Source organism: Pseudomonas sp. NCHU5216, from assembly GCF_052156495.1.
Lineage (GTDB): Bacteria > Pseudomonadota > Gammaproteobacteria > Pseudomonadales > Pseudomonadaceae > Aquipseudomonas.
The window spans coordinates 32024-46873 of sequence record NZ_JBQLIX010000021.1 but is presented as its reverse complement, the minus strand read 5'-3'; the positions used below and the strand labels follow the sequence as shown (position 1 = coordinate 46873).

The 14850-nt window shown below is 66.0% G+C and carries 12 protein-coding genes; 6 read left to right on the top strand and 6 right to left on the bottom strand.

Features of this window, described 5'->3' with window-relative positions; all coding sequences use genetic code 11:
- Positions 1 to 47: 47 nt before the first annotated feature.
- Positions 48 to 4946 carry an alpha-2-macroglobulin family protein gene (locus ACSVIK_RS15700; RefSeq protein ID WP_442445194.1) on the bottom strand — a complete coding sequence of 1633 codons (4899 nt, stop codon included), beginning with the start codon at positions 4944 to 4946 and terminating at the stop codon, positions 48 to 50.
- Between the two features lie 139 nt (positions 4947 to 5085).
- On the opposite strand from ACSVIK_RS15700, the gene ACSVIK_RS15695 reads away from it, so the two are divergent.
- Together ACSVIK_RS15695 and ACSVIK_RS15690 are read left to right on the top strand one after the other, a co-directional pair.
- Positions 5086 to 6474: an MATE family efflux transporter gene (locus ACSVIK_RS15695; protein ID WP_442445193.1), complete on the top strand. Its 1389-nt coding sequence runs from the start codon at positions 5086 to 5088 to the stop codon at positions 6472 to 6474.
- 49 nt (positions 6475 to 6523) lie between these two features.
- Entirely contained in the window at positions 6524 to 6979 is a 456-nt protein-coding gene (locus ACSVIK_RS15690; protein ID WP_442445192.1) for a DUF2214 family protein, read from the top strand.
- Between the two features lie 6 nt (positions 6980 to 6985).
- Here ACSVIK_RS15690 and ACSVIK_RS15685 read toward each other — a convergent pair whose 3' ends face one another.
- The 3 genes from ACSVIK_RS15685 to ACSVIK_RS15675 form a co-directional block, all read right to left on the bottom strand.
- Positions 6986 to 8332 carry a DEAD/DEAH box helicase gene (locus ACSVIK_RS15685; RefSeq protein WP_442445191.1) on the bottom strand — a complete coding sequence of 449 codons (1347 nt, stop codon included), beginning with the start codon at positions 8330 to 8332 and terminating at the stop codon, positions 6986 to 6988.
- Positions 8333 to 8472: 140 nt separating this feature from the next.
- Positions 8473 to 9072, bottom strand: coding sequence for a 3'-5' exonuclease (locus ACSVIK_RS15680; protein ID WP_442445190.1), 600 nt, complete (start codon positions 9070 to 9072; stop codon positions 8473 to 8475).
- Between the two features lie 8 nt (positions 9073 to 9080).
- Positions 9081 to 9560: a LabA-like NYN domain-containing protein gene (locus ACSVIK_RS15675; RefSeq protein WP_442445189.1), complete on the bottom strand. Its 480-nt coding sequence runs from the start codon at positions 9558 to 9560 to the stop codon at positions 9081 to 9083.
- 156 nt (positions 9561 to 9716) lie between these two features.
- Here ACSVIK_RS15675 and ACSVIK_RS15670 point away from each other — a divergent pair, with 156 nt between their 5' ends.
- Together ACSVIK_RS15670 and ACSVIK_RS15665 are read left to right on the top strand one after the other, a co-directional pair.
- Complete coding sequence (locus ACSVIK_RS15670) at positions 9717 to 10385, top strand: YciC family protein (RefSeq protein ID WP_442445188.1); 669 nt, start codon at positions 9717 to 9719, stop codon at positions 10383 to 10385.
- A 190-nt stretch (positions 10386 to 10575) separates the two neighbouring features.
- A complete protein-coding gene (locus ACSVIK_RS15665) occupies positions 10576 to 10980 on the top strand; it encodes a VOC family protein (protein ID WP_442445187.1) in 405 nt (134 codons plus the stop codon).
- A gap of 140 nt (positions 10981 to 11120) precedes the next feature.
- Here ACSVIK_RS15665 and ACSVIK_RS15660 read toward each other — a convergent pair whose 3' ends face one another.
- Together ACSVIK_RS15660 and ACSVIK_RS15655 are read right to left on the bottom strand one after the other, a co-directional pair.
- Entirely contained in the window at positions 11121 to 11867 is a 747-nt protein-coding gene (locus tag ACSVIK_RS15660) for a substrate-binding periplasmic protein (RefSeq protein WP_442445186.1), read from the bottom strand.
- On the bottom strand, positions 11867 to 12712 hold the full coding sequence (locus ACSVIK_RS15655; protein ID WP_442445185.1) for an SDR family oxidoreductase: 846 nt from the start codon (positions 12710 to 12712) through the stop codon (positions 11867 to 11869). The genes ACSVIK_RS15660 and ACSVIK_RS15655 overlap by 1 nt, the downstream gene beginning before the upstream one ends.
- A 123-nt stretch (positions 12713 to 12835) precedes the next feature.
- On the opposite strand from ACSVIK_RS15655, the gene ACSVIK_RS15650 reads away from it, so the two are divergent.
- Both ACSVIK_RS15650 and ACSVIK_RS15645 read left to right on the top strand, forming a co-directional pair.
- A complete protein-coding gene (locus ACSVIK_RS15650; protein WP_442445184.1) occupies positions 12836 to 13927 on the top strand; it encodes an endonuclease/exonuclease/phosphatase family protein in 1092 nt (363 codons plus the stop codon).
- A gap of 186 nt (positions 13928 to 14113) precedes the next feature.
- Positions 14114 to 14848: a substrate-binding periplasmic protein gene (locus ACSVIK_RS15645; RefSeq protein WP_442445183.1), complete on the top strand. Its 735-nt coding sequence runs from the start codon at positions 14114 to 14116 to the stop codon at positions 14846 to 14848.
- Positions 14849 to 14850 lie beyond the last annotated feature (2 nt).

Genomic DNA, 14850 nt, shown 5'->3' with positions numbered 1-14850 from the left:
ATCCGGGCTACGTCTCCTGTGGCTGCGGTGCTCGCCGAGGGAAGCTTTTACCTCCCCCGCACCACCATCCCCTGCGGCGCACTGCCCAGGGCCTGCCAGTTCGGCCGGTACATGGACTCCACCTGCGGTGGCGGTACGCGGTAGCTGCCAGGGGTCACGGCGCGGGCCAGGTAGAGCAGGTGGGTGGTGCCGTAGCCATCCACATCCACCGCTGCCACGTAGCGGTCGCCACGGTATTCCTGATGCTTGATGCGCGCGTTCTGCATCGCCCGGCTCCACTGCTTGACGTTGCCGCCGGCGTCGTCGAGGCTGGCCGCGCTCTGCGCCAGGTTCTGGTTCTCCAGCTCCAGGCCGGCGGGCAGCAGGTCGACAACCAGGGCATCAGGCACGCGCTGCTTGGCGCGCACGGCCAGGTGCACCAGTACCAGTTCGCCGCTGTTCAGGCGCTGCAGGTCGAGCGGGCGGCCGTCCATGCCGAGGTATTCGCGCTCGATGCTGAGGTTCTCGCCGCCAGCACGCGGCGCCTGGGTCGGGTAACCGGAGAGGGTCAGTTGCTGGTACAGCGTGGCACTGTCGGCGTTGCTCACACTCAGCGGCTCGGCCAGTTCGCCACGCTCCAGCTTGAGGCCCGGCTGCTGGTCGCTCAGCTCGAACTGGAAGGCGCCGCTGGCCAGTTTGGCGCTCCAGGCCTGCTCCGGCTTGCTTAGAATGCCGCGCCCAGCGAGGAACAGCGCGTTGCGCTCCTGGGTCGACAACCAGCGCCGGCTGGCCAGTTCATCGGCCAGGTCGAACAGCCGCGGTTCACGCTGGCCGGCCGCCATTTCCTGCTCTTCCAGCACGGCGAGAATCAACGCCTCGTCACGCAGGGCGCTGCCGTAATCGGCCATCCAGCGCTCGCCATCGCGCTGCTTGACCAGGCCCTGGGCCAGCGCCTGGTCGGCACGCGGCGCATCGCCCATCAGCTTCAACGCGGCGGCCAGTTGCACCAGCGGCAGGCCGGAGCGCGCGTCGCCACGCCGCTCGAACAGGCTGCGCAGCGCACCCAGGGGCGCCTGTTGGCTACGCGCCAGCACGTAACCGGCATAGGCCTGCACGGCGAAGCGGGTATGGGCGGAATCCTGGCTGTAGCTGGCTTCGATCAGGCTGCTCTGCTGCAGGTAGCGCAACAGGCGGTCGGTTGCCCTCTTCAAGGCTTCTGAAGGCACGCCGAAGCCCTGCTCACGGGCGCGCAGGAGGAAGTCGGTGACATAGGCGGTGAGCCAGTACTCTTCCTCGCTCTCGGCGCTCCACAGGCCAAAGCCGCCATTGTGCCGCTGCATGCCGAGCAGGCGTTCGATGCCCAGCTCGATGCTCTTGCGCCGCTGCTCGTCCGGCTCACCTTCCAGGCCCAGTTTCTTCAAGCTGGCGGCATCGGCATAGAGCGACGGATACAGGCCGCTGGTGGTCTGCTCCAGGCAGCCGTATGGATAGGCCTTGAGCGCGCGGATCTGCTCACCCAGATTCAGCGGTGGGCGGCTCGACAGCGCCAGCACCGCCTCCAGCCCAGCCGGCTCGAACTGATTGAGGGTGCCGGTGGGCAGGCTGAACGACTCGCCCTCGTTGAGCACCGCGCGGAAGTGCTGCAACTGCGCCGGGTAGGCCGGGCGCACGCCCAGCGTCCAGTCGCGGCTGAAGCTGTCGAGCTGCTCGTTGGGCAGGCTCAGGCCCTGCACCTTGACCTGAATATGCCCCTGGCCCAGTCCACCTTCGGCGCGCACCGGGATGCGCAGGGTGGTGCGCTGGCCGTCCTTGAGGCTCAGCGGCGCCTGGGCGTTGCCCAGCAAGCGCAACTGGCCGCTGACGTCGAGCTGCACGTCGAGCTTCTGCGCGGCGCCGGAGAGGTTGGTGACGTCCAGCGCCAGGGTGGTTTCGTCGCCGCCGGCCAGGAAGCGCGGCATCGACAGTTCGGCGATCAGCGGCGCGGCCACCACCGTCTTGGCCTCGGCCATGCCGAAGCGCTCGTCGCTCCAGGCCTGTGCCATCAGCCGCAGCTCGCCGTTGAAGTCAGGGATGTCCAGGCTGACTTCGCCCTCACCCTGCTCGTTCAGCTTGAGCGCATCGCTCTGCAGGGCGACGATCAGCACGCTGGTATCCGGGCGCTTGCCGCCGGCTTCGAGGCCGGCATCACCGCCGAAGGCCAGGCTGGCGACGCGGCCCTGGGCCTCGATCAGTTGCCCGTAGATGTCCATTTGATCGGCACCATAGCCCTTGCGCCCGAAGAAGCTGGCGAAGGGATCGGGCGTGGCGAAATCGGTGATGTTGAGGATGCCCACGTCCACCGCCGCCACCAATACGTGCACCTTGTCGGGGATGCTGCCGTCGGCGTTGCGCGCGCTCACCTTGACCTTGAGCGGCTGTTTGGGGCGCATCTTCTCGGGCGCCTGCAGGCTCACCGCCAGCTTGCGCGGCGCGCGCTCCAGCGGCAGGTGCAGCAGGCCCACCGCACGCTTGGGCGTGACCTGCGCCTGGCGCTCGCCGGGGCGGATCACCAGGGCGCTGAGGTACAGATCATGCCGTGCCCATTTCTCATCGATGGGCAGCTCGAAGGTCTTGCCTTCAGCCGGCACGCTGATTTCCTGCCACCACAGCGGACCGTCGCTGGACTCCACCAGCAGGTAACCATTGCCGGCAGCCGGTGGGGTGACGGTGATCCTGGCCACATCGCCTGCGGCATAGCCGGGCTTGTCCAGCGCCAGCTTGACCTGATCGGGGCGCACCGCACCGCCGTCGGCATTGTCCTGCCAGCGATAGCCGGCCCAGAAGCGCAGGCTGCTGACCAGGCCGGTCTGCTTGTCCACCACCTCGACCCGATACGGGCCCCACTCCACCGGGAAGCTGACCTTGGCCGTGCCACCGGCCGCGACTTTCAGCGGCTCGTCGCTGAGGGTGAGGAATTTCTCGGTGTAGTTGTGGCGCCAGCCTTCACCGTCGGAGAAGCTCCAGAAGTAATCGCGGCGCTCGCGCACCAGGCGCACGTTGAGGTTGTCGGCAGCCAGCTTGTTGCCCTCGGCATCGGCCACCAGCACCTCAAACTCGGCCATGCTGTCGGCATCCACCTCTTCGCCATCGAACAGCCCACGCACGCCAGGGAGGCGCTCGGCCGGCCATACCGGCTGGATCACCCGACGGGTGATGGGCCGACCACCGGACTCCTGCAGGCTGGCCTGGAGGATCAGACGCAACGGCGAGCGGGCATCGCCCCAGCGGTTTTCCGGGGTAAGGGTGGCATGCCCCTGCTCATCCAGATTCTGCTCCTCCAGCTCCTGATCCTGGGTCAGATCCGCCTCGGTTATGTCGCCGAACTGGTAGCCCGGCAGGCTAGCCACCGCTTCGCGCAGCGGTCGCACGTAAAGCTGCCCGGACAGGCGATTGCCCGCCGCCGGGGCACCATAGAGATAGCGCCCGGTGACGCTGAAGCTGGCTTCGTCGCCCGGTGCGATGGGGCCGTCCTGGCCTTTGAGCTCCAGTGCCATGCGCTCGGGCAGGAAGTCTTCGACCAGGAATTCGTATACCTGCGGATGGCCGTCGCCAAGATCCAGCAGCAGTTGCCAGCGCCCGGTCGGTGACTCCTCGGCCAGTGGCAACTGGTATTGATAGAGGCCATCGTCACCCGCGTTCCAGACGAACTTGCGGCTGACCTGCTCGTCCGGGCGGCGCACCTCGACGCTGACCGGCTGGGCCTTGACCGGCTTGCCATCGGCATCGCGCAGCAGGCCGTTGAGCAGCACGGTTTCACCGGGGCGATAGAGGTCGCGCGGGCCGAACACGAAGAACTGCAGTGGATGCGCGGCCGGGCCGGTGATGTCGAACTCGGCCAGATCCAGCGCCGGTGCGTTCAGGCGCAGCAGGCTGGTCTGCTCGTCCTGCTTGGCCAGCAGCACCTCGGCCTTGGCTGGTAAAGGCAGTTGCGCGTGGCCGGCGGAATCGGTCTTGCCCTCGGCCAGCAGCGCGCCATCGCCATCGAGCAGTTCGAGCTGCACGCCGGACTGCGCCGCGCCGCCCTCCAGGGCCTGGGTGAAAACGTCCAGACGGTCGCGGTAACGGTGCGCGGAGAGGCCGATGTCACTGAGGCTGAACAGCGTCGCCGGTTGCGAATAGCTGTAGCTGCCGGCCTCGCGCATCACCGCCAGGTACACCCCCGGCTGCTTGAACGGCTCCAGGCCGGCAATCGGCAGCAGCAGGGTTTCGCGGGTGTTGCGCGCCGGGTTGAGGTCGAAGCGACCACCATAGACCAGCTCGGCCATGGGCAGCAGCTCACGCGCCTCCCAGGTGTCCAGGTTGCTGGCGCGGCCCCAGCGCGAGAGAAAGCGCGGCAAGGCCTCGGGCTTGATGCGAAAGAACTCGACGTTGACCTTGTCGACGTTCAGTGCGATCACCGGCAGGCCCTCGGCCAGACGGGTCGGCAGCAGCGAACCGCGGCTGGCGAAACCGACGCTGGCCTGCAGGTCGCGGGTCTCGAAGCGGCTAACCTGTTCGGCGGCCAGCTTGCTGCCGTTGATCGCCTTGAGCCCGGCGTCGATGGTCAGCACCAGTTTGCGCTGCGGCTGCAGATGGCGCAGGCGCAGCTCGTTGAGGCTGTCGGTGAGTTCCCAGGCGCCATCGACCTTGCCGTCCTTGCTGTCGACCAGATGCAGGCGCTCGGCGAAACGCTGATCGGGATCCAGCGGCACGGAAAAGGTCACCGACAGCGCGCTGGCGCCATCGAGCTGCACTTCGGAAACGTCCACCACCTCCAGCTCACGACCGGCATAGCGCTTGGCCAGGGCCTCGCGATCGACCGCCGGCTTGGCCGCCTGGGCCTGTTGCGCGGCAGGCGCGGGGCTGCTCACGGTGGCAGGGGGTTGGGAGGAATCACAAGCGCTGAGCAGGCTCAGCACCAGGGCCAGAAGCAGTCCTTTGTTCGGCATTGCGGGCTCCGGGAGAAGGGTGCGCGAAAATCGACACTATAGCCGAGCGGCCATGATAGGACGTGATGCAGCGACGAATTTCGCCAAGCCGTGCACAGTCCGTGAACACCGTATACTCGCCGCTTTGCCGGAGCCTGCGATGTCCGCCCTGCTCGATGCCTGGCGCCATGCCCCGACCCAGCGCAAGGTCTGGGCACTGGCCGCGCCGATGATCCTTTCCAACCTGTCGATCCCGCTGGTGGCGCTGGTCGACACCGCCGTGATCGGCCACCTGCCGCACGCCCATCAACTGGCGGCGGTGGCGGTCGGCGGCAGCCTCTATACCCTGCTGACCTGGGCCATGGGCTTTCTGCGCATGGGCAGCACCGGCTTCGCCGCACAGGCCGCCGGGCGCGAGGATGGCGGCGCCTTGCGTCAGGTGCTGCTGCAAGGGCTCGGCCTGGGCGTGCTGCTGGCCCTGCTGCTGAGCCTGTTGGCCCTGCCCTTCAGCCAGGCGGCGCTGGGCCTGATGCAACCTTCGGCCGAGCTGGATCAGTTGGCCCGCGCCTATTTTCACATCCGCCTGTTCGGCTTGCCCGCCAGCCTGGCGAGCTACGCCCTGATCGGCTGGCTGCTGGGTACGCAGAGCGCGCGTGGCCCGCTGATCATCCTGCTCACCGCCAACCTACTCAACGTGAGCCTGGATCTGTTCTTCGTGCTTGGCCTGGAATGGGGCGTGGCCGGCGCCGCCTGGGCCTCGGTGATCGCCGAATGGAGCGGCGCGCTGATCGGCCTGTGGCTGACGCGTGCGGCGCTCGCCCGCTACCCCGGCCAGCTCGACCTGGCCGTGCTGCGCCGCTGGCGCAATTGGCGACCGCTGCTGGCGGTCAATCGCGACATTTTCATCCGCACCCTGGCTCTGCAACTGGTGTTCTTCCTCATCACCGTGCAGGGCACGCGCCTGGGCGATGCCACGGTGGCGGCCAACGCCCTGCTGCTCAACGGCCTGACGCTGACCGCCTACGCCCTCGACGGCCTGGCCCATGCGGTGGAGGCCTTGTGCGGCCATGCCCTCGGCGCGCGGGATCGCAGCGCCCTACGTCGCGCCCTACTGGTGGCCGGCGCCTGGTCGCTGCTGGCCAGCCTCGGCTTCGCCCTGTTCTTCCTGCTCGGTGGGCAGATGTTCGTCAACCTGCTGACCAATATCGCCGAGGTGCGCGAGCTGGCTGCGCAATTTCTGCCGTACCTGGCCGCGCTGCCGCTGCTGGCGGTATGGAGCTATCTGCTCGATGGCCTGTTCATCGGCGCCACCCGCGCCCGCGAGATGCGCAACGCCATGCTCGCCGCGCTGCTGCTGGCCTTGCCGATCGCCCTCGCCTTGCACGGCCTGGGCAACCATGGCCTGTGGCTGGCCTTCCTCAGCTTCATGGGGCTGCGCGCGTTGCTACTGGGCGTCTATGCTTGGCAACTGAGCCGCCATGGCCAATGGTTCCCGCCTCGTAGCTCAGGAGAGACCGTCAATGCTCAGAGCCCAGCTAGCCGTCAATGAAGTCGAGCGCAATCGCAGTGAACCAACGCCCTGACCTCTGGAGATGTCCATGATCACCGCTTTCGCCGCCTACCTGCACTTCATCGCGATCTTCGCTCTGTTCGCCCTGCTCAGCGTCGAGCACGTGCTGTTCAAGGCGCCGCTGGATCTCCAGCGTGTCCGTAGCCTGATGATCACCGACATCGCTTACGGTGCCTGCGCCGTTATCGTGCTGCTCACCGGCCTGGCACGGGTGCTGTGGTTCGGCAAGGGCGCGGACTACTACCTGGGCAACTTCCTGTTCCATGCCAAGGTCGGGCTGTTCATCCTCGCCGCCCTGCTGTCGATCCTGCCCACCTATGTGTTCTTCAACTGGCGCAAGGCCCTGCGGGCCGGCCAGGTGCCCGAGCCCAACCCCCGGCAGATCGCGTTGGTGACCTGGAGCATTCGCCTGGAGCTGCTGCTGTTGCTGGTCATCCCGCTGCTGGCCACGCTGATGGCGCGTGGCTTTGGCGTAATGGGCTGACAGCTCTCAAGTCTTCTTGCCGCCCTTGGGCTTGCCACCAAAACTCGGCACCTTACGCACCGCCTTGGCTTTCGGCTTGGCATCGTCGTCCTCGAACCAGCGGCCCAGATGGATATTGCCCTTGCCGGCGGGTTTGGCCGCGCCGGGGATGAGCTTCTGCTTGGGCTTCTTGGGTTTCTTCAGCACCTGGCCGCCGACCGTCGTCAGCGGGACGCGGTGATCGGGAATGAAATCCGGCTCTTCGACACGCTTGATCAGTTGCTGAGTCAGGTTCTCGATGGCCGCCAGTTGATCCACCTCGTCGGCGCACACCAGGGAGATGGCTTCACCGGTGCTGCCGGCGCGGCCGGTACGGCCGATGCGGTGTACGTAATCCTCGGCATTGATCGGCAGGTCGAGGTTGACCACCAGCGGCAGGTCGTCGATATCCAGCCCGCGCGCGGCCACGTCGGTGGCCACCAGAATCTGCACTTCGCCAGCCTTGAAGCGCTCCAGGGCGCGCAGGCGGCTGGGTTGTGGCTTGTCGCCGTGGATCGAGTCGGCGGCCACGCCCATGGCCAGCAGTTCCTGTTCGAGCTGGTCGACGCCCTTGCGCGTCTTGGCGAACACCAGCACCTGGCCCCAGCGCTTTTGCTGCAAGAGGTGCAGGAACAGCTCGGATTTGCGCTTCTTGTCCACCGGGATCAGCCACTGCTTGACGCTCTTGGCGGCGGCATTGCGCGGACTGACTTCCACCGACACAGGGTCGCGCAGCAGCTCGCCGGCCATCTGCCGGATGGCATCGGAGAAGGTGGCGGAGAACAGCAGGGTCTGGCGTTTTTTCGGCAGCGCGCTGAACAGCTCGTCCAGCTCGCGGGCGAAACCCAAGTCGAGCATGCGGTCGGCCTCGTCCAACACCAGGGTCTGCACCAGGGCGAACTTCACCGCGTTCTGCCGGTACAGGTCGAGCAGGCGGCCTGGCGTGGCCACCAACACATCGACGCCCTTGCGCAGCTTCATCATCTGCGGGTTGATGCTGACCCCGCCGTATACCGCATAGCTGCTCAGCGGCAGGTACTGGCCGTAGGCCTGGAAGCTCTGCAGCACCTGCTCGGCCAGCTCGCGAGTCGGCGTCAGCACCAGCGCGCGCACCGAATTGCTGGCTACCTGCGGGCCTTCCAGGGTCAGCCGTTGCAACAACGGCAGGGCGAAACCGGCGGTCTTGCCGGTGCCGGTCTGCGCCGCTGCCATCAGGTCGCGGCCCTTGAGCACGGCGGGGATGGCCTGGCTCTGTACCGGGGTCGGAGTCTGGTAGTCGAGATCGGCGAGGGTGCGCAGCAGCGGCTCGATCAAGCCGAGGGAGGCGAAGGTCATGGGGCAACCGAATCGGAAAGGAAACAGACGCGCAGTTTACCCGCGCCGGCCTTCCTGTAGGAGCCCGCATGCAGACGCAAGCCAGGTAGCCCGGATGCAATCCGGGAAATCGGCAAGGCAGTCCCCGGATTGCATCCGGGCTACGCTGTGGCCAGCAGCGCTCGCACCTTGGCCGCCGAGAGGTTCTGCAACTGGCAGAGGAAGGCATGGTCGGCCTGATGGCGGCCATGGCGTTCGCGTAGCAGCTGGAACAGGTGCAAGGTCAGGTTCGCCGCCATCTCGGCATCCGCCAGGGCGCGGTGGGCGCGGCCGGTGTCCGGCAGGCCGGCCCAGGTGTTGAGGTTGCCCAGCTTGTAGCTCGGCGCCTCGGGTAGCAGGCGCCGCGACAGCAGCAAGGAACAGGCGAACGGCTGCGAACGGCGGCGGCGCACCCGCGCCAGTTCGGCATCCCAGAATTTCTGGTCGAAGGCCGCGTTGTGCGCCAGCATGGGCCGCTCGCCGATGAAGTCGGCCACTTCGTTCATCACCTGATGCGCCGGTGGCGCGCTGCGCAGCATGGCATTGCTGATGCCGGTCAGTTGCTCGATGAAGGGGGGCACCCAGGAGCCACTGTTCATCAGGCTCTGATAGCGGTCGACGATGCGTCCATCCTCGATGATGGCCACGCCGATCTCGGTGGCACGCGCCTGGGTCGGCGACACGCCGGTGGTCTCGAAGTCGATGACGGCAATGGATTCCACGTAAAACCTCAGAGCTTGTGAAGCAGCAGTTCGCCCTCGATGGGCACGTACAGGCTGGCGGCGCGGATCAGCGACTGCGCGGTCAGCCCCGGTGCGCCGAAGGCGATGGCCTCGACGCCGCGGCTGCGCACGCGTTCGAGCAGCAGGTCGAAATCGCCATCGCCGGAAGCCAGGACGATCTCGTCGACGCGCTCGATGGCGTCGAGCACATCGATGGTGATGCCCACGTCCCAGTCGCCCTTGGCCGAACCATCGGCGCGCTGAATGTAGGGCTTGAGCTTCACGGTGAAGCCGAGCTTGCGCAGGATCTGCTGGAACTGCTGCTGTTTGGCATCACCCCGGTCGATGGCATAGGCATAGGCCTCGACTATCACACCACGGCGGCTGACCTCGGCCCACAGCACGCTGTAATCGAAATGGCAGCCATGCACCTGGCGCACCGTGTAGTAGAGGTTCTGCACGTCGGCGAATACGGCGATCTTCTTCACCGGGAATCCTCTGGGAAAAATGAGTCGAATCAGTATGCCAGAGCCGGACGGGGCTGGCCTGGTCATGTCACGCACCCTATCCTTGCGCCATGCTCGATTCCTCCCAGGAGTTCTCTTGAATCGCTTTGCCCCCTTCGCGCCACAGGTAGCCCACCGATGAATGCTCTGTCCGTGCTGAGCGACGCCTGGTTCTTCTTCAGCCGCCATCTGTTCAGCATCGCTCGCCTGTGCCTGCCCCTGCTGTTGCTCGAGGCCATCTGCCAGGCCCTGCTCGCCGCGCAACTCGGTGAGAACGCCAACCCGGCCTACGCCATCCTCCTCGGGGCGCTGTTCTACCCGCTGTATGCCGCGCCGCTGATTCTCTTCCTGCATGCCCGTAGCCATGGCCGGCAGGCCAGTCAGGGGCAACTGCTGGCGGCAGCCCTGCAGCTCTGGCCACGCTTCGCGCTGCTGGTGGGCTTCAGCACGCTGGCGATCCTGCTCGGCCTGTCGCTGTTCATCGTGCCGGGTATCTGGATCATGGTGCGCCTGGCCTTCGCCGAACTCTTCCTGGTGTTGCAGCAGGCGCCACCGCTGCGGGCCATGCAGAACAGCTTTGCGCTGACCGAGGGACGTTTCCTGCCGATATTCAGCTGCCTGGCCTGCGTGCTGGTGCCACTCTGGCTGCTGGACTGGTGGACGCTGCCAGAGCGCGCTGACAGCCTGCCTTGGGTGCTGCAACAAACGGCCAGCGGCTTCGCTCAACTGCTCGCCGTGGTGGTGGTCTTCCGTCTGTTCATGCTGCTGGAGCCCGAGTCGTCGGCAGAGCCGCGAGACAGCGACTAGCAGGCCATTGAAAAACTACCTGCGTTGGCAATACTGCGTTAAAAACGACCTCAAAATGCTCATTTACAAAACGTAAACTGCGCTTTTTCGGCTGTTTTTGCGGGGCCGCCATCGGTATTGTCTTGCCTGCCTCGCCTACGTTTCTCAACGGCCTGCTAGGCTTGCACACTCGACACGCGAGGACGCGACCATGAGTGACAGCAACCCCAGCATCCTGTCTCACGTTTCCATTGGCACCAACCAGTTCGAGGCGGCCAGCGCCTTCTATGCCCAGGTGCTGGCCACCCTGGGCTGCCGCGAGATCATGCGCCACCCTGGCGCCGTGGCCTTCGGCCGCGACTACCCGGAGTTCTGGGTGCAGACGCCCATCGACGGCCAGCCGGCAACCCTCGGCAACGGCTGCCACTTCGGCTTCATCGCCCCGGACAAGGCTGCGGTGCATGCCTTTCACCAGGCGGCACTGGCAGCCGGTGGCAAGGACGAGGGCCAACCAGGGCCGCGCCCGGACTATGGCGCGCCCTACTACGGCTGTTTCGTGCGCGACCTAGACGGCCACAAGATCGAGGCGGCGTTTTGGGATCAGAACCAGGCTTAGCAGGCTGTTGAAAAACTACCTGCGTTGCCATTGCTGCGTTAAAAACAGCCTCAAAATGCTCATTTACAACTTGTAAACTGTGCTTTTTCGTCTGTTTTTGCCTTGCACTGGCTGCCTCGCCTACGTTTTTCAACGGCCTGTTAGGGCACTACGGGGCCACCGGTGCGATAACGCTGCGCAGCGCGCATGACCCAGCCGTCGGCAAGCATGCTGTCGAGGGCGGCCTGCACCTGCTCCAGGTGCGCCGGTCGCCGCCGCGAAAAGCCGATGTAGAGATCGATCTGCGCCTGCGGGTGATAGGCCGCCTTGACGATGCGCCCGCTAAGCGCCGGGTCGAGCAGGGCATGGTCGACCTGGCAGTCGGTGCCCACCAGGGCGTCGATGCGCCCCAACACGAGCATGTCGAGCAGTTGCGCCTCGTTGTTGACGCCGAACTTGTCCAGCGCGCGATCCGTATCGAAAGGCTCGAAGTAGACCGATTCCAGCACATAGCCGATGCGCAAGCCGCGCAGGCTGGCATAGTCGCGTAGCAGCACGGCAATCGCCGGAGTGGCGTAGAAGCGTGGCGAGCAACGGTAGTAGGGTTTGTCCAGATACTGGATGTAACGCTCCCGCTCGGGAGTCTTCGCCAGGCCGGTCATCAGGCTCGCCCGCCCCTGTTCCAGCTCTGCCAGGCCACGCGCCCAGGGCGCCTGTTCGATCTCGAAGCGCAGCCCGCTACGCCGTGACAGCTCCGCCAGCAGGTCGATGTCCAGACCAATGAACGCCCCGGTTTCATCGCGCATGCGAAAGGGTGGCCAGAGGTCGGTCATCACCCGCAGCTGCTCGGGCTCGGCGCCACGGCAGAGCAAGGGCAGCAACAGCAGCCCCAGCAGCCAGCGGCGCATCAAGCCCGCTCCGAGCGAGCCGGTTTGAGCCCGGACAGGCGCGGCAGCAGCGCCCGCTCGAACAGCCGTGGGAAGAAGCGCGCGAGAATCCGTGCGCGCCAGTCGACGTTGGACAGCACCAGCAGACGCCTGCGTTTGAGCGCGCCCCGGTAGATGGCTTCGGCCACGTCTCTGGGCGAAGCCACCTTGCCCATGGCCAGTGGCGGTTGCGCGGCCACCGAGCCGTCGCCCACCAGGGCGTTCTTGCGCAGGTCGGTGGCGGTGAAACCGGGGCACACCAGCATGACGTTGACCCCGGAGCCCTTGAGCTCGAAGCGCAGGGTCTCGAACAGGCCGTGCAATGCGTGCTTGCTGGCGTTGTAGGCGCTGCGATAGAGCAACGGAGCGATGCCCGACAGCGAACTGAGCACGATGATCTGGCCGCCACGTGCGATCAGGCTGGGCAGGGCCGCCTGGGTACAATGCAGGGCGCCGAAGTAGTTCACCGCCATGACCCGCTGGAACACCGCCAGGCTGGTATCGGCGAAGGTGCTGCGGTGGGTGACGCCGGCATTGTTGATCAGCACGTCGATGCCGCCGAAGTGATCAACCGCCAGCGCCATGGCCCGCTGCACCGCGTCGGCGTCGGCCACGTCGCAGAGCAGGCCGAGCGCCTCGACATTGTGGTGATCGGCCAGGTGCTGCACCAGGCTGTCCAGCGCCGCCTGATCGAGGTCGAGAATCACCAGCCGCGCCCCGGCCTGGGCCATGCGCAGGGCCAGCGCCCGGCCGATCCCGGCACAGCCACCGCTGATCACCACCACCTTGCGCTCGAATACCTTGTTGGCGAATACCTTGCGATGCATGAGCGTTCTCCTGTCCTCGACTCTTTCTAGCACCCTGGCCTGCGCTACACCACCCTTGCCTGGGCGTTGCCGGCTCAGTCGGTTATCCTGCCCCGCTCCTGCAAGCCGATCGCCGTCACCGCCATGCCCCGTTCCCGCCTCGTTCGCCTACTCGCACTGGCTCTGGTGCTACTGCTCGGCGGGCTGTGCGTGGCGCTCTATGCCCTGACCTGGCAACCGCAGGCGCAAGAGCCGGCAGCGACCGCCTGCAACGGCCAGGTGCCAATGCTGCAACCGGGCCAGGCACTCAAGGTAATGACCTGGAACGTGCAATATCTGGCTGGCAAACGCCACGTGTTCTGGTACGACCTGCCCGGCGGCGACGGCCCCGACGAGCGCCCCAGCGCCACCGACCTGGCCACCAGTCTCGACGAGGTGGTGCGCATCCTGCGCGACGAGAAACCGGATCTGGTGCTGCTGCAGGAACTGCACGACGGCGCTCGGGCCACTGACTATCAGGATCAGCTCGCGCTGCTGCAAGAACGCCTGGGCGAGCTCTACCCCTGCGCCAGCCAGGCCTTCTACTGGAAGGCCGGTTTCGTCCCGCACCCGCGCATTCTCGGCAGCGTCGGGATGAAGCTGGGCACCCTGAGCCGCTTTCAGATCAGCCGCGCCGAGCGCCTGCAATTACCGGAGATGCCCAGCGATCCGATCAGCTGGCTGTTCCAGCTCAAACGCGCCCTGCTGCTCAGCTACCTGCCGATCCGCGGTGGCGGCGAGTTGGTGGCCATCAATACCCATTTCGATGCCTTCGCCCAGGGCGATGACACCATGCAGCGCCAGGTGGCGATGACCGACGCGCTGTTGCAGCGACTCAAGGCCAACGACCTGCCCTGGATCCTGGGTGGCGACCTCAATCTGCTGCCGCCTGGCCAGTTTCAGCATCTGCCACCGGGGCAGCGTGGCTGGTACGCCGCCAACAGCGAACTGCTGGCCCTCGCCAGTCGCTACCCGATGATCCCCAGCCTGTCGCAGGCCAACGGTGCCGAACAGGCGCAGTGGTACACCCACTTCCCCAACGACCCCGCCGCCAGCGGCCCGGATCGCACCCTCGACTACCTGTTCTACAGCCAGCGCCTGACGCCCTTCAGCAGCCAGGTACGGCAGCACGATACGCAGGCCATCTCCGACCACCTGCCGGTGATCGGTCGCTTCTTCCTGCCGCATCAGCAGTAGCCCCTAGCAGGCCGTTGAAAAACGTAGGCGAGGCAGGCTGGCCTAGGCAAAAACAGCCGAAAAAGCGCAGTTTATGTTCTGTAAATGAGCATTTTGAGGCTGTTTTTAACGACGGCCAGACAACGCAGGTAGTTTTTCAACAGTCTGCTAGACAGGCCCCCGCGACTTCTCCATCCTCAGCTAACAATGACAAAACGCCTGCGCCCGATATCCTTCGCCCTGCTGTGGCTGCTGCTCGCCCACGCGAACGCCGCCCCACCCCGCATTCATGTGGGCTACTACGAGTTTCCACCCATTTCCTATACCGATGCTCAAGGCCTGCCCAGTGGCTCGGGGCTGGAACTGGCCGCACGCCTGCTCGAAGAGGCCGGTTACCAGGCCGAGTTCCGCGCTTACCCCAGCGCCCGCCTGTACAACGGCCTGCGCGACGGCAGCGTGCAGCTCTGGGTCGGCGCCCCAGGCAAGGCGGAACTGGCTGGGCACACCCTGGAAAGCCGCCACCTGCTCGGTGAAGTCGTGCTCAACCTGTACTTTCGCCCCGATACACCAGCCCCGCGCCTGCCGGACGACCTGCAAGGAAGCAGCCTGATTCTGATTACCGGCTACAGCTATTGGCAGTGCATCAATCGCTGGCTGCAGGATCCGGCGTGGGCGATCACCCAGCACCGCACCGCCAGCCACACGGCGGCCGTGGAGATGCTCATGCTCAGGCGCGCGGATTACCTGCTGGACTACCAGGCACCCATCGAGCAGGCAAAGCATGAGCTGAACATGACCGAGCTGCCCTTCGTCGAAGTGCAGCGCCTGCCGCTGCGGCTCATCTACTCAGGCCACGCAGCAGGCGCCGAACGCCTGCGTGACGACCTCGACCGTGTCTACCAGAAGCTTGAAGACAGTGGCGAGACGCTGTGGTTGCACTGAAC

What these genes read in the sequence shown, in the direction of transcription:
- ACSVIK_RS15695 (WP_442445193.1), top strand. Translation starts at nt 5,086, where the DNA reads ATGTCCGCCCTGCTCGATGCCTGGCGCCATGCCCCGACCCAGCGCAAG.
- ACSVIK_RS15670 (WP_442445188.1), top strand. Translation starts at nt 9,717, where the DNA reads ATGAATGCTCTGTCCGTGCTGAGCGACGCCTGGTTCTTCTTCAGCCGC.
- ACSVIK_RS15655 (WP_442445185.1), bottom strand. Translation starts at nt 12,712, where the DNA reads ATGCATCGCAAGGTATTCGCCAACAAGGTATTCGAGCGCAAGGTGGTG.
- ACSVIK_RS15660 (WP_442445186.1), bottom strand. Translation starts at nt 11,867, where the DNA reads ATGCGCCGCTGGCTGCTGGGGCTGCTGTTGCTGCCCTTGCTCTGCCGT.
- ACSVIK_RS15690 (WP_442445192.1), top strand. Translation starts at nt 6,524, where the DNA reads ATGATCACCGCTTTCGCCGCCTACCTGCACTTCATCGCGATCTTCGCT.
- ACSVIK_RS15650 (WP_442445184.1), top strand. Translation starts at nt 12,836, where the DNA reads ATGCCCCGTTCCCGCCTCGTTCGCCTACTCGCACTGGCTCTGGTGCTA.
- ACSVIK_RS15665 (WP_442445187.1), top strand. Translation starts at nt 10,576, where the DNA reads ATGAGTGACAGCAACCCCAGCATCCTGTCTCACGTTTCCATTGGCACC.
- ACSVIK_RS15645 (WP_442445183.1), top strand. Translation starts at nt 14,114, where the DNA reads ATGACAAAACGCCTGCGCCCGATATCCTTCGCCCTGCTGTGGCTGCTG.
- ACSVIK_RS15700 (WP_442445194.1), bottom strand. Translation starts at nt 4,946, where the DNA reads ATGCCGAACAAAGGACTGCTTCTGGCCCTGGTGCTGAGCCTGCTCAGC.
- ACSVIK_RS15685 (WP_442445191.1), bottom strand. Translation starts at nt 8,332, where the DNA reads ATGACCTTCGCCTCCCTCGGCTTGATCGAGCCGCTGCTGCGCACCCTC.